A 22,677-nucleotide genomic window follows, 5' to 3' on the forward strand; every position below is an offset into this window, starting at 1 on the left:
ACTTAGCGAGTTAGTGGATGAGCAAAGAAAATAATAAAGAGCAACAAATTGCAGCCTTAAGAGAGGCAGCGCTTCAGTACCACGAGTTTCCGACTCCGGGAAAAATTGAAATTGCACCAACAAAGCAATTAACCAATCAACGAGACTTAGCCCTTGCATACACGCCTGGCGTTGCAGCTCCTTGCGAAGAAATTGTTAAAGATCCGGCCAATGCATTCAAGTACACCGCCCGTGGAAATTTAGTTGGCGTTATTACGAACGGTACAGCTGTTTTAGGCTTGGGAAATATTGGACCGCTGGCAAGTAAGCCGGTGATGGAAGGTAAAGCGGTTCTTTTTAAGAAGTTTGCCGGCATTGACGTTTTCGATATCGAAGTTAATGAAAGCGATCCCGATAAGTTAGTAGAAATTATTGCGGCACTAGAGCCAACGTTTGGCGGCATTAATTTAGAAGATATTAAAGCGCCTGATTGTTTTGTCGTTGAGCGTAAGTTGCAAGCACGCATGAAGATCCCAGTCTTTCATGATGACCAACACGGTACAGCGATTGTGGTTGCAGCCGCCATCATCAATGGTTTGAAGGTGGTTGGTAAAAAAGTAGAAGAAGTTAAGTTGGTTACCTCAGGGGCGGGTGCTGCTGCGCTAGCTTGCTTAGACCTATTGGTTGATTTAGGTATTCAGCGTAAAAATATTTGGGTTACTGACTTGGCTGGTGTTGCATACAAAGGCCGTAAAGAGTTGATGGACCCTGAAAAGGAGCCGTTCTGCCAAGATACGGATTTGCGCACGCTTGATCAAGCGATTGAAGGTGCAGATATTTTCTTAGGTCTTTCTGCTGGCGGTGTGCTTAAGCAAGACATGGTGAAGAAGATGGCGCCGAAGCCATTGGTTTATGCCTTGGCAAATCCAACCCCAGAAATCTTGCCTGAAGAAGTAAAAGCGGTTCGTCCAGATGCAGTGATGGCAACGGGCCGTACTGATTATCCGAACCAAGTGAATAACGTTTTGTGTTTCCCGTTCATCTTCCGCGGCGCATTGGATGTGGGTGCAACAACGATTACCCGTGGCATGGAAGTCGCAGCTGTAAAGGCAGTAGCGGAATTGGCTCAAGCAGAACAGAGCGAAGTGGTTGCTTCTGTTTACGGTCTCGATAACTTATCCTTTGGCCCGGAGTATTTAATTCCAAAACCATTTGATCCACGTCTCATTACAGTCATTGCTCCTGCGGTTGCTAAGGCGGCAATGGATGATGGCGTGGCTTCACGTCCGATTAAAGATTTCGATGCCTATCGCAATCAGTTGCAGCAATTCGTGTACCACTCAGGTACTTTGATGAAGCCACTCTTTAGCATTGCTAAACGTGTACCAGCAAATCAAAAACGTATTGTGTTCGCTGAGGGTGAAGATGAGCGTGTATTGCGTGCAGTGCAGATCATCATTGATGAGCATCTTGCTACCCCAATTCTGATTGGTCGCCCTGCAGTGATCGAGCATCGTATCGAGAAGTTTGGCCTGCGTATGAAGGCGGGAGATGACTTTGAGATTGTGAATCCAGAGAATGATTCACGCTTCCGTGATTTCTGGCAAACCTACCTTGCACTCACAGAGCGTAAGGGTGTAACTCAGTCGTTTGCTAAGTTGGAAGTGCGTCGCCGCAACAGCTTGATTGGAAGTCTGTTGATTCAAAAAGGCTTTGCCGATGGCATGATTTCTGGCACAGTCGGCAATATCGCTACGCACTTGAAATATATTGATGAAGTGATTGGGCATGAGCCTGGTGCAAATGTATATGGTGCGATGTCAGGTTTGATTCTTCCCGGTCGCCAAGTATTTTTAGTGGATACTCATATCAATCTTGATCCTACTGCTGAACAGTTAGCAGACCTCACTCTCATGGCTGCAAGTGAAATGAGAAAGCTAGGACTAGCTCCTAAAGTTGCATTACTTTCCCATTCCAATTTTGGTTCTAGCAACGCCCCTTCTGCAGTCAAGATGCGTGAAGTGTTGGCATTGCTCCAAAAGGCAGATCCAACTTTAGAGGTTGACGGAGAAATGCATGGCGATAGCGCTTTAGATGCAAGCATTCGTGAAGGTGCAGTATCTTCATCTTCACTGAAGGGCGATGCCAACCTATTGGTTCTGCCAAATATCGATGCTGCCAATATTTCTTATAACTTGCTAAAAACAGCAGCAGGCAATGGCATTGCAATCGGCCCCTTGTTGCTAGGCGTTGCTAAGCCAATTCACATTCTCACTCCAGCCGCAACTGTGCGCCGTATTGTGAATGTGACAACTTTGGCGGTTGTAGAGGCAGCGAGCAACGCCAGAGGCATTACGTAAGAATCGGTAACATATGTAAGTTAGCAATAACTTACATATGTTATTTTTATATAAATCAGTGCTTTACATAAAATGCACTGTATTTGGGCTTGATTTGATGGCGTGTTACGGGTAACCTAGCACCCATCATGAATAATCGCTCTGAAAACAGCAATACAGCCAGCTTCGATGAACATAGCCGTGCTGAAAGTTGGGATAGCAATGATCGACTGGAAACCGAATCATCCGCTGCCAACATTTATGCTGAAGGCGGTTTATCTCGTTTACAAACCTATGCAGCAAATCAAGTTTCGGGGAAAAAAGTGACAGCTTCTTGGCGTGCCGCTTTGGCCGTTCGCGATGCCGGACCGCCGGCAATGTTGCGCAGTGTGCGCCCTAATATCGTTCAATCCATTCGCGCTTTCCGCACTCCTGATTTGCAGGAAGCGGCAACTGAATTGGGTCAACACTTTATTTATGCCAATTGCGCCAATGCTATGACTAAAGGTGAAGTATTGGAGTCAATTGCGATTGCCTACAAATTTACTAAGCAGCAGGCAAAAAATTACGATCCTTTGTTAGATGCCTTGACGACTACCGTAGACAAGTCTGGCCCACAGCCTGGATTTGTAGTGGTGCTCGAAGGACTGCCTTGCACTCAGAAGTTTGACAAAGAAGCTCGTGAAACATTGTTGGATGTTTTCCGCGATGCCGTTGATTTCTGGGCCGAGCGCCGCACTCCATACCGCGTCTTCTATTCTTTTGCTTAATCGCTAAAGTCTTGTAAGCCCTATAAATCGCCTCTATTTGAGGCGATTTTGCATTTCAGGATTCCATATGCTGTGTACGGCTGTAATAGCCACTACACCCGCTGTTTCTGTTCTGAGTACCCGCTCCCCCAGTGAAACCAATTGATAGCCTGCTGCTTGCGCTTGCGCCTCCTCTTCAGGGGTATGACCTCCTTCGGGGCCGATCATTAAGACGATATCTTGAGGATCATTTTGTATTAGCACTGAATACAGGCTTTTGGTGGCATCTGGACTGAGTAATAACTTAAGTGCGGGTTTGGGGCTCGCCTTCAAATACGCTTCAAACGTTTGAATGGGTTCCAGGCTTGCAAAGACGGTGCGGTCGCATTGTTCGCATGCAGCTTGAATGATCCCTTCCCAGTGGGCTAGACGCTTTTGGGCGCGTTCCTGGTCGCTAGAGCGGGTAAGCTTGAGGATTGAGCGCTCACATTGCATTGGGGCAATATTTTGGGCGCCAGTCTCTACTGCTTTTTCAACAATCCAATCCATTTTGTCGCCACCAGCCAATCCTTGAGCCAAAGTAATGGCATAAGGTGTCTCGCGATGGGTGTCGGTACGGATATCCGTCAACTGAACTTGGCCTGTTTTTCCGTTCAAAGAGAGTAGTTCCCCCTTGGCTACCTGGCCTTTTCCATCAAATACAGGGAAAAATTCCCCGGTTTGGACACGTCTCACGCGCAAATGGTGGGCAACCTCTGGGGGGAGGGCGGTTGGCTTTTGGGATTCCCATGGTCCGGGAAGATAAAATTGAGGCATTACTGAAATATAGCCAATTAATTTTCCAGAGACCACTTTTACGATGTCAAATCTTCAAATTCGTATGGCAAATGCCATTCGCGCCTTATCCATGGATGCAGTACAGCAGGCAAATTCAGGTCACCCTGGCATGCCAATGGGTATGGCAGATATTGCTGTTGGTCTTTGGAATGAACATTTAAAACATAATCCAACAGATCCACATTGGATTGATCGTGATCGTTTCGTTTTATCCAATGGCCATGGATCAATGTTGTTGTACTCACTCTTGCATCTTTCTGGTTACGACTTGCCGATTGAGGAGTTGAAAAATTTCCGTCAATTGCATAGCAAAACTCCGGGACATCCTGAGTATGGAATTACTCCCGGCGTAGAAACAACTACGGGTCCATTGGGTCAAGGAATTTCGAATGCAGTAGGAATGGCGCTTGCTGAAAAATTATTGGCAGAAGAATTTAATCGTCCTGGCTTTAATATTGTTGATCACTTCACCTATGTTTTTTTAGGTGATGGTTGTTTGATGGAGGGCATTAGCCATGAAGTATGTTCTTTGGCTGGCACACTCAAACTCAATAAGTTAATTGCATTGTGGGATGACAATGGCATCTCGATTGATGGCAAAGTCGTTTCTTGGTTTAACGAAGATACGCCAAAGCGATTTGAGGCTTATGGCTGGAACGTCATTCGCGCTGTTGATGGGCATGATGCAGAGGCTGTATCAGCTGCGATTGCAAAGGCTAAAAAGAGCGATAAGCCAACCCTGATTTGCTGCAAGACCGCAATTGGTCAAGGCTCACCTAATATGGCAGGTAGCGATAAAGTGCACGGCTCACCATTGGGCGCGGCTGAAATTGCTGAAACACGTGTCGCATTGAATTGGCCATACGCTCCATTTGAAATTCCGAAAGATATTTATGCGGCATGGGATTTTAAAAAGCGTGGTCAGGCTGCCGAACACGAGTGGAATAAAGAATTTCAGAAATACAAAAACAAATTTCCAGAACTTGCTGCTGAATTGCAACGTCGTATGGCGGGTGATTTATCTAAAGATTTTTCATCTACATTAAATGCGTACTTAAAAACTTGCCAAACTAAAGCTGAAACCATTGCGACTCGTAAAGCAAGTCAGAACGCGATCGAAGCTTTGGCGCCTGCTTTACCAGAATTCATGGGAGGCTCTGCCGACTTAACAGGATCCAACCTAACTAATTGGCCTTCATGCAAACCTGTGCGCGCTGATCAATGGGGTAATCACATCAACTATGGCGTGCGTGAATTTGGCATGAGCGCCATCATGAACGGTATTGCCTTGCATGGTGGATATATCCCATTTGGCGGCACATTCTTAACTTTCTCCGATTACAGTCGTAACGCTTTGCGTATGGCTGCATTGATGAAGTTGCGCAGTATTTTTGTCTTCACCCACGACTCAATTGGCCTGGGTGAAGATGGTCCAACCCATCAGTCTGTAGAGCATGTTGCTAGCTTGCGCCTTATTCCAAACCTCATGGTTTGGCGTCCTTGTGACACCACAGAGAGTGCTGTAGCCTGGGGCTCAGCCATTGAACGTAAAAATGGACCTAGCGCCCTGATCTTTAGTCGTCAGAATTGTCCATTTGTATCTCGTACTTCTGCACAAATTAAAGAAATTGCTCGTGGCGGTTACGTTTTGCGTGACCCTTCTGGCAAGATTGATGCAGTCATTATTGCGACTGGTTCTGAAATTGCGCTTGCATTACAAACTGTGCAGCAGTTGGAAAAAGAAGGTTTAGGTATTCGCGTGGTTTCGGTACCTTCAACCACTGTTTTTGATCAACAGGATGCTGCCTACAAAGCAAAAGTATTGCCTGCGAATATTCCGCGCATTGCAGTTGAAGCGGGCGTGAGTGATTTCTGGTGGAAGTATGGCTGCGCAGCAGTTCATGGCGTAGATACCTTTGGCGAATCAGCGCCAGCACCAGTGTTGTATGAATATTTTGGATTAACGGCTGACCGGATTGCAAAGACAGTTAAACAATGCATTGCAAAGAAATAATAAAAATACGAAATAAATTCAATATTAGTAAGGGGAAATAAATGACAATTCGTGTCGCAATTAATGGTTATGGGCGTATTGGCCGCATGGTATTACGTGCTCTTTATGAAGATCAAGTAAACGGCAAGCCACGTCGTGATATCCAGATCGTCGCAATTAATGCGATGGGTGATATTGCTATTAACGCGCACCTTACAAAATATGACTCTGCGCATGGCCGCTTCCCAGCAGATGTGTCTGTTGATGGTGATTACATGGTGGTTAATGGCGATCGCATCAAAATGTTCTGCACTCGTAATCCTGCGGAAACTCCATGGGGTGAATTAGGCGTTGATTTGGTTTTGGAATGTACTGGTAAGTTCACTTCAAAAGAAAAGGCCATGATTCATATTGAGCAGGGCGCAAAGAAAGTATTGATTTCTGCTCCTGGTGAAAAAGATGTAGACGCAACTATTGTGTACGGCGTAAATCAAAATGTGCTGAAGCCAAACGATGTGGTTGTATCTAATGCCAGTTGCACAACAAACTGTTTGGCTCCATTAGTTAAACCGCTCTTAGAAAAGATCGGCATTGAATCTGGTTTGATGACTACTATTCATGCATTTACTAATGACCAAGTGTTAACAGATGTGTATCACAAGGATATGCGTCGTGCGCGTTCTGCTGTTACCAGCATGATCCCAACGAAGACAGGTGCTGCTAAGGCAGTTGGTTTAGTTTTGCCGGCATTGGCAGGTCGCTTTGATGGCTTCGCAATGCGTGTACCAGTCATTAATGTTTCTGTTGTCGACCTCACTTTTGCTGCTAGTCGCGCCACCAGCGTTGACGAAGTGAATGCCATTCTCAAGACTGCTAGCGAAGGGGAGCTCAAAGGTATTTTGGGCTTCAATACATTGCCCTTGGTATCCATTGACTTTAACCACGATCCACGCCCAAGTATTTATGATGCCTCCCAAACTCGCGTCTCTGCAGATGGCAAGTTGGTCAAAGTACTAGCTTGGTATGACAACGAATGGGGTTATTCAGTGCAGATGCTCAATGCTGCTGAAGCGTTAATGGCTGTCAAGTAAGAAAAAATAGATAAGAGTAGTTAAGAGTACTTAAAAGTTGTTAAAAAACACTTAAATCTTCTTTTTAGGCTTAATTTTGTAAAAAAGACCTCAATTTGGGGTCTTTTTTGCTTCTGCAGTGATGAAAACTGCTTATTTTGGCAATTTTATTTAGCTTGTTTGTTACGGCAATTTTTCTTCAGGCAGTGGCCATACATGGCCAAAGAATGCTCTTGGAGCTTAAAACCCAGGTTTTTAGCAATATCGCGCTGCCTTTTTTCAATGGCTTCGTCTACAAATTCCTCTACATGGCCACAATCGATACAAACCAGATGGTCATGGTGCTGACCCTCATTCAATTCATAAATCGCCCTGCTATCACCTTTGCTAGATTCAAAATGGCTACGCAGTAGAAGGCCAGCCCGTTCAAATTGGGTAAGTACCCGGTAAACCGTTGCCAGACCGATCTCTTTGTCTTCTTTGGCTAGGGCCATGAAGACATCTTCGGCGCTAAAGTGGGTTCCGCCGTTTTGATGAAAAAAATCGAGGATTTTCATCCTTGGGCCGGTAGCTTTTAGGCCAATATCGCGTAAATCTTCAGGACTAGGGTTTTGGGTCATATTTATGGCATTGGGAGCTAAAATCAATGTCTTAATGATACGGCCAGCCATGCAAAATTGCCTTGAACTTTTTACCCGCTTTTTGAACCCGTTTTTGAAGGGTGTTTATTCCCCTGCTCGATTGGGGCTGGTGTCCCTGGCTCTATTGGGATTGATGGGAGTGGTTGGATGTACTTCTGCCGTTGATGAAACTCAACGCGCTTGGATGAATAAGGTTTTTAGACCTTATGTTCCAGATGTTGTGCAGGGCAACTTCATTTCTAGCGAGCAGTACGCTAAGTTGCAATTAGGTATGACTCGTGAGCAGGTGCGTCAAATTTTAGGCACTCCGTTATTGGCAAGTTACTTCCATGCGAATCGCTGGGATTATATTTTTGAATTCAAGCGTGCTGGTCAGGTCATGGGCAAAGATCGTCATGTCACAGTGTTCTTTGATGGCGACAAAGTAGTGAAGTTTGACGGTGATGCTTTGCCTACAGAAGTTGAGATGGTTGCCGAGATCGATAACTACTCTAAAACCAAACGTTCATTCTGGGATGTCATTACGGGATCCAATAAGCCACCTGTTACCCCGCCATTGCAGCAACCAGAACTGATGGTGCCAAGTAAAACGGATAATTTGGCAGCGGGTGCGGCCATACCACCAGCTACTACTGGTAGTTCATTCTGGGACTTTTTTAGTTTTTCTAAAAAGGATCCAAATGTTCAGCCTGAGCTATTGGGGTCTGGCGCTCTTAATGTTCCGCAGGCTAGTGAAGCCAAGTAAAAATTACTTATGTGTTGATGCTGAAGTGAGTTCCTTCAGCAACTTTTAACCAGAAGCGAAGAAAAATGATGAAGATTGCAATTGCAGGCGCAACAGGCCGTATGGGTAAGATGTTGATTGAGACCGTTCTCAATACAACTGATGCGCAGTTGGTTGGTGCGCTTGAGCATAATGCTTGCCCACAGTTGGGTGAAGATGCTGGCGCCTTCTTGGGTAAAAAAACTGGCGTACTCATTTCTTCTGATGTCCCCCAGGTTTTAGCTAATGCACAATTTTTAATCGACTTCACTAGGCCTGAAGGCACGATGGCCCATTTGGCTGTTGCTGAGAAGACGGGCACCAAAATGATTATTGGTACTACGGGTCTGACTGCCGATCAAATTACGAGCTTGAAAAATGCATCAGCAAAGCTAGCAATTGTTTTTGCGCCAAACATGAGCGTGGGTGTGAATGCCACTTTTAAGTTGCTAGAGATCGCGGCAAAGATGCTCAATCAAGGTTATGACATTGAGATTATTGAAGCGCATCATAAGCATAAGGTGGATGCTCCATCTGGTACTGCACTCAAGATGGGTGAGGTGATTGCGGATGCTTTAGGTGAAAAGCTCGATAACGTTGCCGTGTATGCACGCGAAGGTCATACCGGTGAACGTAAAGAAGGCTCTATTGGTTTTGCAACGATTCGTGGTGGCGATATTGTTGGTGACCATACTGTCTTATTTGCAGGTGATGGCGAACGTATTGAAATCAGTCATAAATCTTCAAGCCGTCAGTCCTATGCGCAAGGTTCGTTGCGTGCAGCCCGTTTCTTGCAAAACCAAAATTCTGGTTTATTCGATATGCAAGATGTTCTCGGCTTACGTAAATAATTAGTCAATCAATTAAAAATAGAAGAAAAGAGTTGTCGAAGAATGAGTAAGGATTACGACTACCGCAGTATTGAAGCGGCAGCGCAAGCTGATTGGGAAAGTGCGCGAGTCTATCAAGTAGCCGAGAACGCAGTGGATGCGCAGGGTAAACAGAAGCCAAAGTACTACGCCTGCTCAATGTTGCCTTATCCATCTGGCAAGCTCCACATGGGGCACGTACGCAACTACACCATTAACGATGTGATGGCGCGTCAGCTCCGTATGCAGGGCTATAACGTCCTCATGCCTATGGGTTGGGATGCCTTTGGCATGCCTGCAGAAAATGCAGCCATTCAGAATAAAGTTCCTCCCGCTAAATGGACCTACGACAACATTGCTTATATGAAAAAGCAAATGGCTGCGATGGGTTTAGCGATTGATTGGTCACGTGAAGTTGCTACCTGTAGTCCTGACTACTATCGTTGGAACCAGTGGCTCTTTTTAAAGATGCTCGAAAAAGGTATCGCGTATCGCAAAACGCAAGTGGTGAATTGGGATCCAATTGATCAAACGGTTTTGGCGAACGAGCAGGTGATTGATGGTCGTGGTTGGCGCTCTGGCGCTTTAGTAGAGAAGCGCGAGATCCCTGGTTATTACTTCAATATCACTGCGTATGCAGAACCATTGCTTTCTGGTTTAGATAGCTTGGGCTGGCCTGAGCGCGTCAAGATCATGCAGCAAAACTGGATCGGCAAAAGCCGTGGTGTACGTTTTGCTTTTAAGCACGATATTGCTGATGATCACGGTAACTTTATTCAAGATGGCCTTTTGTATGTGTTCACTACCCGTGCAGACACCATCATGGGTGTTACGTTCTGCGCTGTAGCAGCTGAGCATCCATTGGCTGCCAAGGCAGCCACTAACAATCCCGAGCTCGCCGCATTTATTGAGAAATGCAAGACCGGTAGCGTGATCGAGGCTGATTTAGCTACTCAAGAAAAAGAGGGGATGTTTACTGGCTTATACGTCACACATCCTTTGACTCATGAGCCAGTGCCTGTTTGGGTTGGTAATTACGTATTAATGTCTTATGGCGATGGCGCAGTTATGGGCGTGCCGGCTCACGATGAGCGCGACTTTGCTTTTGCGCTGAAGTATGACTTACCAATTAAGCAAGTGATTGCGCTCAAAGGCGAGTCGCCAATGTTTAATGCCACTCGTTGGGAAGATTGGTATGCCCAAAAAGAAGGGGTAGTTTGTTTTAACAGTGCTCAGTTTGATGGCTTGTCGCATGAAGAGGCGGTGAGCGCTGTTGCGAAAGAATTTGAAAAGCTCGGCATTGGCGAAATCAAGACTACCTATCGATTGCGTGATTGGGGAATTTCTCGTCAGCGCTATTGGGGTACGCCGATTCCGATTATTCATTGTGGCGATGAGAGCAATTCAGGTTGTGGTGCTGTGCCCGTGCCGGAGGCAGACCTGCCAGTAGTATTGCCGGAAGATTGTGTACCTGATGGCAGTGGTAATCCACTCAATAAGCGCGCTGACTTCTTGAATGTGAAGTGTCCGAAGTGTGGCAAGCCTGCGCGTCGTGAAACTGACACTATGGATACCTTTGTGGATTCCTCTTGGTATTTCATGCGCTATACCGGACCTAATGCTAAGACCATGGTCGATGAGCGCAATGAATATTGGATGCCGATGGACCAGTACATTGGCGGCATTGAGCATGCGATTTTACATTTACTCTATGCGCGTTTCTGGACTAAGGTCATGCGCGATCTCAATCTCATCACGTTTGACGAGCCCTTCCAGAATTTGCTGACCCAAGGAATGGTCCTCAATGAGACCTATTACTCTGAAGATGCTTCGGGTAAAAAGACTTGGCTTAATCCCTTGGATGTGGAATTAGATCTTGATGAGAAGGGTCGTCCGCAAGGCGCCAAGTTGATAGGTGACACTTCAAATACACCAGTCATCATTGGTGGTGTTGAGAAGATGTCTAAGAGCAAGAACAATGGCGTTGATCCTCAATCATTAATTGATCAATATGGCGCAGATACTGCGCGTTTATTTGTGATGTTTGCCGCCCCTCCTGAGCAACAGTTAGAGTGGTCTGGCGCTGGTGTGGATGGCGCCTCTCGTTTCTTGCGTCGTGTCTGGATGTATTCCAGCGCTCAAGCAGGCGCATTGCGTGACGCTTCTGATAGCTTGCCTAGCAACTTGAGCGATGCTGAAAAAGAACTGCGCCGTGAAGTGCATACGATTTTGAAGCAAGCTAATTTTGACTATCAACGTCGTCAATACAACACGGTGGTTTCTGCTGCGATGAAGATGCTCAATATTCTTGAGCCTATCAAGTTGGAGCAGAATGCTGCCATTAGTGCGCCAGTCTTGCGTGAATGTCTGAGCATCTTATTGCGCGTTCTCTATCCTGTAGTTCCGCACATGACTCATGTGTTGTGGAAAGATCTTGCTTATACAAAGACTTATGGGCCTTTGCTCGATGCTCCATGGCCTTCGGTAGATGAAGCGGCATTGGTGCAGACTGAACTGACTTTGATGTTGCAGATTAATGGCAAGTTGCGTGGTGACATTAAGGTGCCAGCAGATGCAAGTAAAGAGCAAGTTGAGTCATTGGCTTTACAAAGTGAGCCCGCACAAAAAGCTTTGAATGGCAATTCACCGAAAAAGGTCATTGTGGTGCCTGGACGTTTGGTCAATATTGTTGCTTAAATAGAAAAAGAGACATGCGCGTAAATTCCCTTCGTCGTGCAATGCTAGGCTTGATTGCCACCGTCCCTTTAAGTGGATTGATCGCTTGCGGCTTTCGTCTGCGTGGTATGGTGGATTTACCATTCAAGGTCATTGCAATTACTGGTAACCCATCCCCACCACTCAGGGCAGACTTACAGACGGCGATTCTGACGGGTACGGATGCGAAAGTTGCTATCAATCCTAAAGATGCAGATCTCATCTTGGAAATTACTAACGATATCAATGGTCGCGAGATTTTGGCTTACAACTCCAACGGTCAAGTCTCTGCATATCGCCTCAATATTCGTGTAGGCTTTAGAGCCTACGACTTGGCTGGAGCAGAAATCGTGCCTGAGGCAGAGATTTACATGACTCGCGATATGGACTTCACGGTTTCCACTGTTTTGGCTACCGATGTTCAAATTCAGCAATTCTTAACCCTCATGCGTAAGGATTTGGCTATTCAAATCTTACGTCGCGTTGCTGCTGCAAGAGCGCAGCAATCAAGAGCTTTCTAGAGGTCAATTAAGGCATGGTTAAAGTTGATGCCTTGCAAGTGCACCTCAAGTCTTTGAGTTCTGGTGGCGCTATGTTGCCGCTGTATGTTTTTAGCGGTGATGAGCCGCTATTGATGATGGAAGCGATGGATCAATTGCGGTCCGCTGCCAAGAAACAAAACTTCACCGAACGCGAAGTGCTATTACAAGAGCGTGGATTTGATTGGAGCGCTCTTCTGAGTGCTGGTCAGACCATGTCTTTATTTGGCGATAAGCGTTGGGTTGAACTACGCATTCCAACTGGTAAGCCTGGACGCGATGGAGCTGACGCTCTTAAGCAGTTCGCATCTCAAATTGCTGCGCAGCCTATCGGGTTAGATGGTCCAGATACAGTTGTCTGTATTGTGTTGCCTCGCTTGGATGGCAAGACCAAGACTTCTGCTTGGTTCAGTGCTTTAGATGATGCTGGTATGGCAATCCAGATTGATTCCTTGGATCGCAGTCATTTGCCACAGTGGATCGCTGGACGACTTAAGCGCCAAGATCAAGAGGTAGGGCCGGGTCCAGAGGGTCAGCGTGCACTTGAATTTATTGCTGAGCAGGTAGAGGGCAATCTCATTGCTGCTCATCAAGAAATTTTGAAGTTGGGTTTGTTATATCCCGTTGGAAAACTAAGCGAGGAGCAAATTCGCTCATCCATTCTGAAGGTAGCGCGCTACAACGTGTTCGAATTGACTGAAGCAATGCTGGCTGGAGATCTGGCTAGGCTCAATCGCATGCTAGATGGCCTCAAAGGCGAGGGTGAGCCGCTGGTATTGATTCTGTGGAGCGTAACTGAAGAGCTTCGAATACTATCTAAATTGAAGGCTGCAAGCGATGCGGGCGAATCAGTGCAGAACTTGATGCGGGCCAACCGGATTTGGGGAAATAAAGAACGTTTATACCCAGCAGCCTTGAGAAGGGTTCAGCCCCTCAAGCTGCGAAGAGCAATGCAGTTAGCTGCAGGACTAGATCGCCAAGTAAAGGGTTTGCATGCGGCTGAATTGCCTGCCGACCCATGGGATGGCTTACGTTTAGTTGGTAATTTACTTCGTTAAGAAATAAGAGATTAAGAAATGAGTTCATCCATTCAAGAAATGATGCAAGACATTGGGATGCGAGCACGCGCTGCATCGCGTGCAATGGCGCGCGCATCTAGCGAGCAAAAGAATCAGGCTTTATTACATATTGCTAAAGTAGTTCGTCAGAAGGCTGCCGAGATTCAGAAGATTAATCAAGTGGATGTAGAGCGTGCGAAAGCAAATGGGCAAGATGCCGCTTTTATTGATCGCTTAACTATGACTCCCAAGACTATTGAAACCATGGCTTTGGGTTTAGAACAAATTGTTTCTTTGGATGATCCGATTGGCAAAATTTCTGCTTTGCAAAAGCAGGCTTCCGGCATTGAGTTGGGTCAGATGCGCGTACCTTTGGGTGTTATTGGCATCATTTATGAGTCTCGCCCAAACGTCACTATCGATGCAGCTGCATTGTGCTTAAAGTCTGGCAATGCCGTGATTTTGCGTGGTGGTTCCGAAGCAATTGATTCCAATACTTTATTAGCCCAGATTATTCAAGAGGGTCTGGCTGCTGCTGGCTTGCCTAAAGATGCTGTGCAAGTAGTGACTACTACCGATCGCAGTGCAGTAGGTGAAATGATCACAATGACCCAATACATTGATGTGATCGTACCCCGCGGTGGTAAGAGTTTGATTGCCCGCCTCATGGCTGAAGCGCGTGTACCGATGATTAAGCACTTAGATGGAATTTGTCATACTTATATTGATGCTGATGCGGACATAGCAATGGCAGTGAAGGTATGTGATAACGCCAAGACTCAACGCTACGCCCCTTGCAATGCGATGGAGACCTTGTTAGTCAATCAAGATATTGCACAGAAAGTCTTACCAACGCTTTGCAAGATTTATCAAGATAAAGGTGTGGAGTTACGAGTTGATAGTTTGACTCGCAAAACCCTTGAGGCAAATGGCTTTCAGAATCTGGTCGATGCCAAAGAAGAAGATTGGCAAACTGAGTACTTGGCTCCCATCTTATCTATTAAGACAGTGGCTAATATTGATGAAGCCATGAATCATATTGAGCAATATGGCAGCAAACATACGGATGCCATTATTACTAATAATAAAGCGCAGGCCGATCGCTTCTTGCGTGAAGTGGATAGCGCCAGTGTGATGGTCAATACCAGCACTCGCTTTGCGGATGGCTTTGAATATGGCTTAGGGGCTGAAATCGGCATCTCTAATGATAAATTGCATGCCCGTGGCCCTGTTGGCCTGGATGGCTTGACCTCATTGAAGTATGTGGTCATGGGTCATGGTGAGATTCGGACCTAAAGTAAAAAGATAAATAGAGCAAACTACATATGAACAACGCCTACCTCTGGGTAAAAACCTTTCACATCGTATTCATCACATCCTGGTTTGCCGGTTTGTTTTACCTGCCCAGAATTTTTGTGAACTTGGCCGAAGAAAAAAACTCTGACGCTTATGCCCGTTTATTGGGTATGGCGGACCGCCTCTTCCGCTTTATGACTATCTTGGCCGTGCCAGCGGTACTACTAGGTCTGACGCTATGGCTTTACTTTGGCATTGGTGCTGGCGGTATCTGGATGTATGCCAAATTGTTCTTTGTGATTTTAGTTATCGGCTATCACCATGCCTGTTTAAGTTTGCTCAAAAAGTTTCGTGCAGGCGTAAATAATCGATCTGGCGTTTGGTTTCGTTGGTTTAATGAAGTCCCAGTGATCTTGCTGGTCATTATTGTTGTCTTAGTGTTGTTTAAGCCTTAAGACCAGTTTTTTAATACCGCTTATTACTATTTTATTTTTTAATCCCCCCATTTAACGACTGTTAGCATCATGAGATTTTTCGTTGTTTGTCCAGGCGGTTTGGAAGTACCGCTTGCCCAGGAGCTAGCAGAGATTGCTGGACGCCCAGAATGTAAGGCCTTGGGGGCATGGGTAATTGATCCTACGCCAACTAGCCCTACGGGTGGCGTTGGTCTTGCTGCACCGATTTCTGCTGCAATGGCACTGAACTTGCATTCCCGTATTGCGAGTCGGGTGTTATTGCAAATGGCCCAGGCGCCTTATAGGCAAGAAGAAGACTTATATAAATTAGCGAGCGGTTTGGCATGGGAGGAATGGTTTAGTTCAAAGCAAACTTTGCGAGTTGATGTGACGGCACATCGCTCACCATTAAAGAGCTTAAATTTTGCAACGCTCAAAATTAAAGATGCCATCGTTGATCGTTTACGTGACGTGACTGGCGATCGTCCTAGTATCGATACTGCTTTTCCGGACGTACGAGTGCAGGCCCATTTAACAGCTACTCAAATCACGATTTATTTGGATACTTCGGGTGAAGCATTGTTTAAGCGAGGTTGGCGCGATGAAAAGGGTGATGCACCTCTAAAGGAAAATTTAGCCGCTGGCATCTTATCGATTACTGCTTGGAAACCAGGCCAAACCCTATTTGATCCTATGTGCGGTAGTGGCACCTTCTTAATTGAGGCTGCGCAGATAGCACTAGGCGTTCCACCGGGCGCTATTCGTGCGGGCATGTATGGCGATGATGCCAAACCAAGTCGATTAGCTTATCGCCCTTTAGTGACATCAGCCCACGGTTTTGGGTTTCAAAGGCTCAAGCCGTTTAATGAAGCTGCTGAGCAAAAGCGCTGGGTAGATTTGAAAGAGGCGGCACTTGCTTTGATGCTGGAAAAGCGTAAGCAATATCCCAATGTCGATGCTCTGAAAATATCCGGTGGCGATATTAACGAGAAATTAGTATCGATGTTCAAAGGTAATTGGCAAAGAGCCCAATTACCCGATCAGCCAGTAGTGCGTCAAGTTGATGCTTTGGCAGCCAAAGCCCCAGGTAATCTCAGTGAGGGCGTGATGTTGCTAAATCCTCCTTATGGCGAGCGCCTGGTAATTAAAGGTGGACGTGGGCAGGATCGCGCTCCTAGTGAAGAGGCTAATTACGATGATGAACCTGACAATCGTTTTGAATTGAACTTAGAAACAGGCCGTCAAAGTGCTAAGCGCTCAAGTCGCGAGTCTTTGAAGAAACTTCAAGCTCAAGAAGAGCAGGATCCAAAGTTTGTGGAATTTTTGCGTCAGTTTGGCCAACACCTCAAAGAAGATTTTGGTGGCTGGAATATCTTTGTGTTGACAGCGGATATGGCTTTGCCAGGTCAGTTACGCATTAAAGAATCCAAGCGCACACCTTTATTCAATGGTCCTTTGGAGTGTCGTTTATTCAAGTTTGAGATGCATGCTAAGCGACCAGCTTAAAGTAACTAAAAATATGTGGAGAGCAAGGTAATGGAATTTAAAACGTATATGTGTTTGATCTGCGGTTGGGTTTATGACGAAGCCGCTGGTTTGCCTGATGAAGGTATTGCACCCGGAACCCTTTGGAAAGATGTTCCGATGAACTGGACTTGTCCAGAGTGCGGTGCCCGTAAAGAAGATTTTGAAATGATGGCAATTTAATTCGGAAGCAATGATGGCAAAAGTAGATCAAAACGAAGTTTTATTTGAGCGTGCACAAAAGACAATTCCTGGGGGCGTCAATTCTCCAGTGCGAGCATTTCGTCAGGTGGGCGGAACTCCCCGTTTTGTTACAAGAGCCCAAGGCCCTTATTTCTGGGATGCCAATGATCAGCGTTATATCGACTTAATTATGTCTTGGGGCCCAATGATTGTGGGTCATGCCAATCCTGAGGTGGTGGCTGCGGTTCAGAAAGCTGCTGAAACTAGCTTTAGTTATGGTGCCCCCACTGAAGGCGAGATTGAATTGGCTGAGCGTATCTGTGCGCTTATGCCGAGTGTCGAACAAGTGCGTATGGTTTCTAGTGGCACTGAAGCAACGATGAGTGCTTTGCGTCTGGCTCGTGGTTACACTGGCCGTGACTTGATTATCAAGTTTGAGGGTTGCTATCACGGCCATGCCGATAGTCTCTTGGTTAAAGCAGGTTCAGGCTTACTTACCTTTGCCGACTCTACCCAAAATGCGCCTTCTTCTGGTGGTGTTCCACAGGATTTGGTGAAGCACACTTTAGTTCTGCCGTATAACGATGTGGCAGCAATTGAGGAAGTCTTTAAAAAGCAGGGAGATCAGATCGCTGCTGTGATCTTGGAGCCGATTGCCGGCAATATGAATCTCATTCAGCCTTCAAAAGAATTTTTAGCGGCTATTCGAAGTTTGACTAGTAAGCATGGTAGCGTCTTAATCTACGATGAAGTGATGACTGGCTTTAGAGTCGCCTTAGGTGGCGCTCAGTTCTTGCAGGGCATAACCCCTGATCTCACTTGCCTTGGCAAGGTCATGGGCGGCGGCATGCCTATGGCGGCGTTTGGTGGCAAGAAAGAGATCATGAATAAGCTTGCCCCTTTGGGTAATGTTTATCAGGCAGGCACTTTATCCGGTAATCCAGTAGCGGTTGCTGCAGGATTAAAAACTTTGGAGATTATTTCTCGCGAAGGTTTCTACGAATGCTTGACTGGCCAAACAGAAAAGTTAATGGCAGGCTTAAAACAATCTGCAGATAAGGCCGGCGTTCCTTTTGCTGTGGATAGCGTTGGTGGTATGTTTGGCTTTTACTTCGCTGATCAAGTGCCAACTACCTATGAAGCAGTTACTAAAACCAATATTGAGGCGTTTAAGAAGTTCTTCCACTTCATGCTGGATGAAGGTGTGTATTTAGCGCCATCTGCCTACGAAGCCGGATTTACTTCCATAGCACATGACAATGCAGTAATCGATGCGATCATTGCTGCTGCTGAGAAATCCTTTAAAAAGCTTTGAGCTTTAAGGATTAAATAATCAATATTTCTGATTGTTTACATTCTGAGTGGGTGGTCGTAACCACTTACCTGAATGAGCTCTAGATTTTTAGAGTCTTTATTTGAGCTGGAGATTTCTAGGGCAGAGAGCTTGCCGCCCCATACGCAGCCAGTGTCTAAGCCAATCACATTGTGTTGACGTAGCAAGCCCAATGTTGACCAGTGACCGAAATAGGTAAGAACGTCTTGAGTCTTTCTGCCTGGGACTGTGAACCAAGGGATATAGCCTTTGGGACCTTGCTCCAAGCCTTCTTTGCTCTCAAATTCCATTTTTCCAGTTGGTGTGCAGAAACGCATTCTGGTTAAGGTGTTGGTAATCACGCGTAGGCGCTCATAACCTTTCAGAGACTTGCTCCACTGATTTGGTGTATTGCCATACATATTAGCTAGAAAATCTTTATACGATTTACCGCGTAAAGTTTTTTCCACTTCTTGCGCGCATTCAATGGTTTGCTGCAGATCCCATTGCGGCAAGACTCCTGCATGAACTGTTAATACTTTGCCATTGCTCAAAGCCATGGGTCGATTACGAATCCAATGAATCAGCTCTTTGCGATCTGGTGCCGACAGTATGGGTTCAATAGTGTCCAAGCCCTTAGATTTGCGAAGCCCTGCGTCAATCGCTAAGAGATGTAGATCATGATTGCCTAGGATGCATTCAGCACGACCTGATTCTTGTAAGGCTTTGAGTTGGCGTAATGCACCAAGCGAGTCTGGTCCACGATTGACGAGATCCCCCAAAAAAATCATCTTCGATTTTTTTGGAAGTTTCTTGACTAGGGCTTTGAGAGACGGCGCACAACCCTGTACATCGCCTACGGCGTAGATCTTGCTCATACGCTATCTTAAATCGGAACTGTGAATAGGGCGCTAATGATTCTGTGTATTAGGCGACTTTTTTAACCACGCTGTAACGAACCAAGGTATTTTTGCGCGCTTCATCGTGATCTACTACTGGTAGAGGGTAGTCTCGTCCGATTATGATCCCGGCAGCCTCGAGCTCAATATGGCCAGCTTTCCAGGGGGCATGGATAGATTTCTTAGAGAGCTTTTCTAATTTTGGCAGGTAGCGTTTAATAAATTTACCTTCTGGATCAAATTTTTCTGACTGGGTAATGGGGTTAAAGATACGGAAGTAGGGTTGCGCATCACATCCTGATGAAGAAGCCCACTGCCATCCACCGTTATTGGAGGAAAGCTCAAAGTCATTGAGATGTTCTGCAAAGTAGGCTTCGCCCCAGCGCCAATCTATTCCCAGATCTTTAGTCAGAAAGCTCGCTACCACCATGCGTAGGCGGTTATGCATATAGCCACTTTGGTTGAGTTGATGCATGGCTGCATCCACAAGCGGATATCCTGTTTTGCCTTCACACCAAGCAGCAAATAGCTTCTTTGCTTTAGAGCCAGATTCCCAAACGATGTTGTCATAATCTGGTTTAAAAGATGCGCCTGTGGCTAAGCGAGGATGATTAGCCAGAATCATGAAATAAAAATCACGCCAAATCAGTTCACTTAACCAAATGGTTGCACCCATGCTACCAGCCAACATCCGACGATGGGCTTCACGTACCAAGCCTCTGATAGAGAGCATGCCAAAGCGTAAATGCGTAGAGAGATAACTTACGCCTTTAATTGCGGGGAAGTCTCTACCGATTTGATATTGATCAATGCGTGGCAGGAAGTCTTCCAAAAAGGCTTGACCACCCTCTGAGCCAGGCGGTAGATAGCTTTCGATGCCGGTGGGGCAAAAGCCCATCGACTCAAGCGAAGGAAATTCTTGATCCAATTTTTTAGGGACAGCTGAAACCTGTCCAGGTTTTGGATTGCACTCATATGCAGCGAGATCTTTTTCTTGGAGAGTTTTGAGCCAGTTATTTTTATAAGGCGTAAAGATCGAAAAGACAGTATTTGAGTTTGTAAGAATTTCTTTTTTCTCAAAAATGACTTGGTCTTTAAAGCTCTTAAAATCAATCCCTAATTTTTCTAGAGATGCTTGAACAGCTTCATCTCTCTCAATTGCTGAGGGTTCATAGTCGTGATTGGTGAAAACGGTTTCAACGCCCAACTCTTTTGCAATTTGAGGAACACATTCGGTAGGGTTGCCAAAGCGAACGATCAGTCCACCGCCTTGCTTTTGAAGTTCATCATCGATTTGCTTTACGCCCTGCCAGATGAAATCTACACGGCGATCATGCTTGAGCCCATTGGCATCTAAATCACCCTTCAATAAGGGTTTGAGAATGTCTGTATCAAAAATGAACGTAAGCCAAACTTGACCACTTTCTTTTAGGGCGTGGTGAAGCGCAGCATTGTCATAGAGGCGGAGGTCACGGCGGAGCCAAACGAGAGCTTTTTGCATAGCCCCTATATTAGGGCTTATTCAGAGTAAATGCAGGCGGGTAGTCAGGGTAGGCAGGTTAAGATCTTAAGGAATTATGGATACGATCTTTTTTATTCTCTCGAAGGTAGTGCAATTTTGCATTGAGCCGCTCAATTGGGTGCCTATTTTCGTATTGCTGGCACTCTTCTTTTTATCCCTGCGAAAACCGCACCTGTGCAAACGATCTTTATTGTTAGCGCTACTAGATCTATTTATTGTCGGCTGGCTCCCGACCTCAGAGATTTTATTGAGAAGTATTGAGAATCTCACTCCTAAAGTAGAGTTATCCAAAGATCTAGTGAGTGAAGTTGGTGGAATCATTATTTTGGGTGGAGCAATCAACGGTGGCGAAATTGCGGTTGATAGAGGTGAGGTATCGATTCATTCCTCGGCTGAGCGGGTTACTAAGGCATTCGAGCTGATTCGTAAGAATCCTTCATTGCCATATATATTCAGTGGCTACTCTGGGCGCATTACACCTAGAGGTTTATCTGAGGCAGATGCATTTAAGCAGTTGATTCAAGAGCAGGGCTTAAGCGAGCAGAACGCGCATTATGAAAATCAGTCTCGTAACACTTACGAAAATGTGCTGTATATGAAGCCCATCATTCAAGAATTTGGGTCCAAGAATGAGTCTGGACAATTAAAACCCTGGCTTTTAATTACCTCTGCCAGCCACATGTATCGATCTGTAAGGATCTTTCAAAAACAAGACTTGCCAGTATTACCTCTGCCGGTAGATTATCAGACCGCCAATCACCTTCAGTGGACTGAATTTGATTTGGTGGATGGGGCGCAAAACTGGCATGATGTTGTTCATGAGCTTGTTGGCCTTTTTGCTTACTGGATTACCGGAAAAATCTAGATATTCTGTAAAATAAGCCTTATGACTTCGGCTAAAAAAGCACCCCCTGCTTCAGAACGAGCTTCTGTTTCAGAGTCATCAATTTCCTTTTCCGCAGACCATCTCGCCAATCAGTTTTTAATTGCTATGCCGGGCATGGTGGACCCTAATTTTGCTGGTTCTGTGATTTACCTGTTTGAGCATACCGAGAGGGGTGCGATGGGTTTGGTCATCAATCGGCCTACTGAGGTCGATTTGGAAACGCTCTTTGACAAGATTGAGTTGAAATTGGAGATTGCCCCTTTATTAAAGCAGCCGGTATATTTTGGTGGCCCAGTTCAAATAGAGCGCGGCTTTGTTTTGCATGAGTCTGATGCACTCTCGCCTTATAGTTCTTCATTAATTATTCCGGGCGGCTTGACGATGACTACATCCAAGGACGTCCTTGAAGCTGTAGCTGCCGGCAAAGGTCCGCAACATTTTTTGATGACCTTAGGTTATGCCGGCTGGGGCGCTGGTCAGCTTGAGGAAGAGATTACGCTGAACGGCTGGATGAATGTGCCGCTAGCACGTGAACAAATGATTGAGATCATTTTCAATACCCCATCAAGCCAGCGTTATGAAAAATCTGTGAGTCACTTAGGTTTTGATTTGTCTCATCTGTCTGGAGAGGCTGGGCATGCCTGACGCATTGACGCTGATGGCATTTGATTACGGAACTCGTAGAGTGGGTGTGGCAGTCGGAAACTCTGTGACAAAAGCAGGCCAAGCTTTGAAGACCATTGCAGCGCCAAGTAGTGACGTTCTTTTTCAGGTGATTGAGAAACTCTTGAAAGAGTGGCAGCCAGACCAATTGGTGGTTGGCCGACCAGTCCACCCAGACGGCACCCCCCATGAAATGACTGGAAAGGCGGTCCGCTTCGGCAATCAGTTGCATGGCCGCTTTCAGTTGCCGGTTTTCTGGGTAGATGAGCGCTATACCTCTGCAGTTTTGGAGGGGGACTCCAAGATGCACGACAATCTAGATGCGCACTCTGCAGCCCTCATTTTGGAGCAGTATTTTGCAGAACATAACGTGAAGCCCTGAAGT

At 45.9% G+C, this 22,677-nt stretch carries 21 protein-coding genes; 17 read left to right on the top strand and 4 right to left on the bottom strand.

Annotated features, from left to right (window positions below; all coding sequences use genetic code 11):
- Positions 1-17 precede the first annotated feature (17 nt).
- Together ICN34_RS06850 and ICN34_RS06855 are read left to right on the top strand one after the other, a co-directional pair.
- Positions 18-2,339 (top strand): NADP-dependent malic enzyme, encoded by a 2,322-nt coding sequence (locus tag ICN34_RS06850; RefSeq protein WP_072583344.1) that lies wholly within the window; start codon positions 18-20, stop codon positions 2,337-2,339.
- 128 nt (positions 2,340-2,467) lie between these two features.
- Complete coding sequence (locus ICN34_RS06855) at positions 2,468-3,088, top strand: barstar family protein (RefSeq protein ID WP_072583343.1); 621 nt, start codon at positions 2,468-2,470, stop codon at positions 3,086-3,088.
- Between the two features lie 33 nt (positions 3,089-3,121).
- Here ICN34_RS06855 and ICN34_RS06860 read toward each other — a convergent pair whose 3' ends face one another.
- Positions 3,122-3,883, bottom strand: a complete 762-nt coding sequence (locus tag ICN34_RS06860; RefSeq protein WP_216121588.1) for a 16S rRNA (uracil(1498)-N(3))-methyltransferase — start codon at positions 3,881-3,883, stop codon at positions 3,122-3,124.
- A 43-nt stretch (positions 3,884-3,926) separates the two neighbouring features.
- Here ICN34_RS06860 and tkt point away from each other — a divergent pair, with 43 nt between their 5' ends.
- Together tkt and gap are read left to right on the top strand one after the other, a co-directional pair.
- Positions 3,927-5,918, top strand: a complete 1,992-nt coding sequence (gene tkt, locus ICN34_RS06865) for a transketolase (protein WP_223146619.1) — start codon at positions 3,927-3,929, stop codon at positions 5,916-5,918.
- A gap of 41 nt (positions 5,919-5,959) precedes the next feature.
- A complete protein-coding gene (gene gap / locus ICN34_RS06870; RefSeq protein ID WP_072583341.1) occupies positions 5,960-6,988 on the top strand; it encodes a type I glyceraldehyde-3-phosphate dehydrogenase in 1,029 nt (342 codons plus the stop codon).
- 146 nt (positions 6,989-7,134) lie between these two features.
- Here gap and fur read toward each other — a convergent pair whose 3' ends face one another.
- Entirely contained in the window at positions 7,135-7,587 is a 453-nt protein-coding gene (fur, locus tag ICN34_RS06875; RefSeq protein WP_072583439.1) for a ferric iron uptake transcriptional regulator, read from the bottom strand.
- 82 nt (positions 7,588-7,669) lie between these two features.
- Between fur and ICN34_RS06880 the strand changes: the two genes are divergently transcribed.
- The 10 genes from ICN34_RS06880 (at position 7,670) to hemL (ending at position 18,325) form a co-directional block, all read left to right on the top strand.
- Positions 7,670-8,353 carry an outer membrane protein assembly factor BamE gene (locus ICN34_RS06880; RefSeq protein WP_255538596.1) on the top strand — a complete coding sequence of 228 codons (684 nt, stop codon included), beginning with the start codon at positions 7,670-7,672 and terminating at the stop codon, positions 8,351-8,353.
- Positions 8,354-8,421: 68 nt separating this feature from the next.
- Entirely contained in the window at positions 8,422-9,222 is an 801-nt protein-coding gene (dapB, locus tag ICN34_RS06885) for a 4-hydroxy-tetrahydrodipicolinate reductase (protein ID WP_072583339.1), read from the top strand.
- A gap of 42 nt (positions 9,223-9,264) precedes the next feature.
- The gene (leuS, locus tag ICN34_RS06890) at positions 9,265-11,937 is read left to right on the top strand and encodes a leucine--tRNA ligase (RefSeq protein WP_216121592.1); all 2,673 of its coding nucleotides are present in this window, start codon (positions 9,265-9,267) and stop codon (positions 11,935-11,937) included.
- A gap of 14 nt (positions 11,938-11,951) precedes the next feature.
- Positions 11,952-12,476: an LPS assembly lipoprotein LptE gene (gene lptE, locus ICN34_RS06895; RefSeq protein ID WP_216121594.1), complete on the top strand. Its 525-nt coding sequence runs from the start codon at positions 11,952-11,954 to the stop codon at positions 12,474-12,476.
- Between the two features lie 14 nt (positions 12,477-12,490).
- The gene (holA, locus tag ICN34_RS06900; protein WP_072583336.1) at positions 12,491-13,552 is read left to right on the top strand and encodes a DNA polymerase III subunit delta; all 1,062 of its coding nucleotides are present in this window, start codon (positions 12,491-12,493) and stop codon (positions 13,550-13,552) included.
- Between the two features lie 18 nt (positions 13,553-13,570).
- The gene (locus ICN34_RS06905; RefSeq protein ID WP_072583335.1) at positions 13,571-14,848 is read left to right on the top strand and encodes a glutamate-5-semialdehyde dehydrogenase; all 1,278 of its coding nucleotides are present in this window, start codon (positions 13,571-13,573) and stop codon (positions 14,846-14,848) included.
- Between the two features lie 29 nt (positions 14,849-14,877).
- A complete protein-coding gene (locus ICN34_RS06910) occupies positions 14,878-15,303 on the top strand; it encodes a CopD family protein (protein WP_072583334.1) in 426 nt (141 codons plus the stop codon).
- Positions 15,304-15,372: 69 nt separating this feature from the next.
- Positions 15,373-16,809, top strand: a complete 1,437-nt coding sequence (locus ICN34_RS06915) for a class I SAM-dependent RNA methyltransferase (RefSeq protein WP_216121596.1) — start codon at positions 15,373-15,375, stop codon at positions 16,807-16,809.
- 30 nt (positions 16,810-16,839) lie between these two features.
- Positions 16,840-17,010, top strand: a complete 171-nt coding sequence (locus ICN34_RS06920; RefSeq protein WP_071464595.1) for a rubredoxin — start codon at positions 16,840-16,842, stop codon at positions 17,008-17,010.
- Between the two features lie 13 nt (positions 17,011-17,023).
- Entirely contained in the window at positions 17,024-18,325 is a 1,302-nt protein-coding gene (gene hemL, locus ICN34_RS06925) for a glutamate-1-semialdehyde 2,1-aminomutase (RefSeq protein ID WP_072583438.1), read from the top strand.
- Positions 18,326-18,360: 35 nt separating this feature from the next.
- Here hemL and ICN34_RS06930 read toward each other — a convergent pair whose 3' ends face one another.
- On the bottom strand, positions 18,361-19,200 hold the full coding sequence (locus ICN34_RS06930) for a symmetrical bis(5'-nucleosyl)-tetraphosphatase (RefSeq protein ID WP_216121599.1): 840 nt from the start codon (positions 19,198-19,200) through the stop codon (positions 18,361-18,363).
- Positions 19,201-19,249: 49 nt separating this feature from the next.
- On the bottom strand, positions 19,250-20,722 hold the full coding sequence (locus tag ICN34_RS06935) for a deoxyribodipyrimidine photo-lyase (protein WP_216121600.1): 1,473 nt from the start codon (positions 20,720-20,722) through the stop codon (positions 19,250-19,252).
- Positions 20,723-20,798: 76 nt separating this feature from the next.
- Between ICN34_RS06935 and ICN34_RS06940 the strand changes: the two genes are divergently transcribed.
- The 3 genes from ICN34_RS06940 (at position 20,799) to ruvX (ending at position 22,674) form a co-directional block, all read left to right on the top strand.
- Positions 20,799-21,608 (top strand): YdcF family protein, encoded by an 810-nt coding sequence (locus ICN34_RS06940; RefSeq protein WP_216121602.1) that lies wholly within the window; start codon positions 20,799-20,801, stop codon positions 21,606-21,608.
- A gap of 126 nt (positions 21,609-21,734) precedes the next feature.
- The gene (locus ICN34_RS06945) at positions 21,735-22,274 is read left to right on the top strand and encodes a YqgE/AlgH family protein (protein WP_237767771.1); all 540 of its coding nucleotides are present in this window, start codon (positions 21,735-21,737) and stop codon (positions 22,272-22,274) included.
- Positions 22,267-22,674 carry a Holliday junction resolvase RuvX gene (ruvX, locus tag ICN34_RS06950; protein WP_072583329.1) on the top strand — a complete coding sequence of 136 codons (408 nt, stop codon included), beginning with the start codon at positions 22,267-22,269 and terminating at the stop codon, positions 22,672-22,674. The genes ICN34_RS06945 and ruvX overlap by 8 nt, the downstream gene beginning before the upstream one ends.
- Positions 22,675-22,677: the final 3 nt, after the last annotated feature.

The sequence above is a fragment of the Polynucleobacter sp. Tro8-14-1 genome (genome assembly GCF_018881655.1).
Taxonomy (GTDB): domain Bacteria; phylum Pseudomonadota; class Gammaproteobacteria; order Burkholderiales; family Burkholderiaceae; genus Polynucleobacter.

What these genes read in the sequence shown, in the direction of transcription:
- ICN34_RS06850 (WP_072583344.1), top strand. Translation starts at nt 18, where the DNA reads ATGAGCAAAGAAAATAATAAAGAGCAACAAATTGCAGCCTTAAGAGAG.
- ICN34_RS06855 (WP_072583343.1), top strand. Translation starts at nt 2,468, where the DNA reads ATGAATAATCGCTCTGAAAACAGCAATACAGCCAGCTTCGATGAACAT.
- ICN34_RS06860 (WP_216121588.1), bottom strand. Translation starts at nt 3,883, where the DNA reads ATGCCTCAATTTTATCTTCCCGGACCATGGGAATCCCAAAAGCCAACC.
- tkt (WP_223146619.1), top strand. Translation starts at nt 3,927, where the DNA reads ATGTCAAATCTTCAAATTCGTATGGCAAATGCCATTCGCGCCTTATCC.
- gap (WP_072583341.1), top strand. Translation starts at nt 5,960, where the DNA reads ATGACAATTCGTGTCGCAATTAATGGTTATGGGCGTATTGGCCGCATG.
- fur (WP_072583439.1), bottom strand. Translation starts at nt 7,587, where the DNA reads ATGACCCAAAACCCTAGTCCTGAAGATTTACGCGATATTGGCCTAAAA.
- dapB (WP_072583339.1), top strand. Translation starts at nt 8,422, where the DNA reads ATGAAGATTGCAATTGCAGGCGCAACAGGCCGTATGGGTAAGATGTTG.
- leuS (WP_216121592.1), top strand. Translation starts at nt 9,265, where the DNA reads ATGAGTAAGGATTACGACTACCGCAGTATTGAAGCGGCAGCGCAAGCT.
- lptE (WP_216121594.1), top strand. Translation starts at nt 11,952, where the DNA reads ATGCGCGTAAATTCCCTTCGTCGTGCAATGCTAGGCTTGATTGCCACC.
- holA (WP_072583336.1), top strand. Translation starts at nt 12,491, where the DNA reads ATGGTTAAAGTTGATGCCTTGCAAGTGCACCTCAAGTCTTTGAGTTCT.
- ICN34_RS06905 (WP_072583335.1), top strand. Translation starts at nt 13,571, where the DNA reads ATGAGTTCATCCATTCAAGAAATGATGCAAGACATTGGGATGCGAGCA.
- ICN34_RS06910 (WP_072583334.1), top strand. Translation starts at nt 14,878, where the DNA reads ATGAACAACGCCTACCTCTGGGTAAAAACCTTTCACATCGTATTCATC.
- ICN34_RS06915 (WP_216121596.1), top strand. Translation starts at nt 15,373, where the DNA reads ATGAGATTTTTCGTTGTTTGTCCAGGCGGTTTGGAAGTACCGCTTGCC.
- ICN34_RS06920 (WP_071464595.1), top strand. Translation starts at nt 16,840, where the DNA reads ATGGAATTTAAAACGTATATGTGTTTGATCTGCGGTTGGGTTTATGAC.
- hemL (WP_072583438.1), top strand. Translation starts at nt 17,024, where the DNA reads ATGGCAAAAGTAGATCAAAACGAAGTTTTATTTGAGCGTGCACAAAAG.
- ICN34_RS06930 (WP_216121599.1), bottom strand. Translation starts at nt 19,200, where the DNA reads ATGAGCAAGATCTACGCCGTAGGCGATGTACAGGGTTGTGCGCCGTCT.
- ICN34_RS06935 (WP_216121600.1), bottom strand. Translation starts at nt 20,722, where the DNA reads ATGCAAAAAGCTCTCGTTTGGCTCCGCCGTGACCTCCGCCTCTATGAC.
- ICN34_RS06940 (WP_216121602.1), top strand. Translation starts at nt 20,799, where the DNA reads ATGGATACGATCTTTTTTATTCTCTCGAAGGTAGTGCAATTTTGCATT.
- ICN34_RS06945 (WP_237767771.1), top strand. Translation starts at nt 21,735, where the DNA reads ATGCCGGGCATGGTGGACCCTAATTTTGCTGGTTCTGTGATTTACCTG.
- ruvX (WP_072583329.1), top strand. Translation starts at nt 22,267, where the DNA reads ATGCCTGACGCATTGACGCTGATGGCATTTGATTACGGAACTCGTAGA.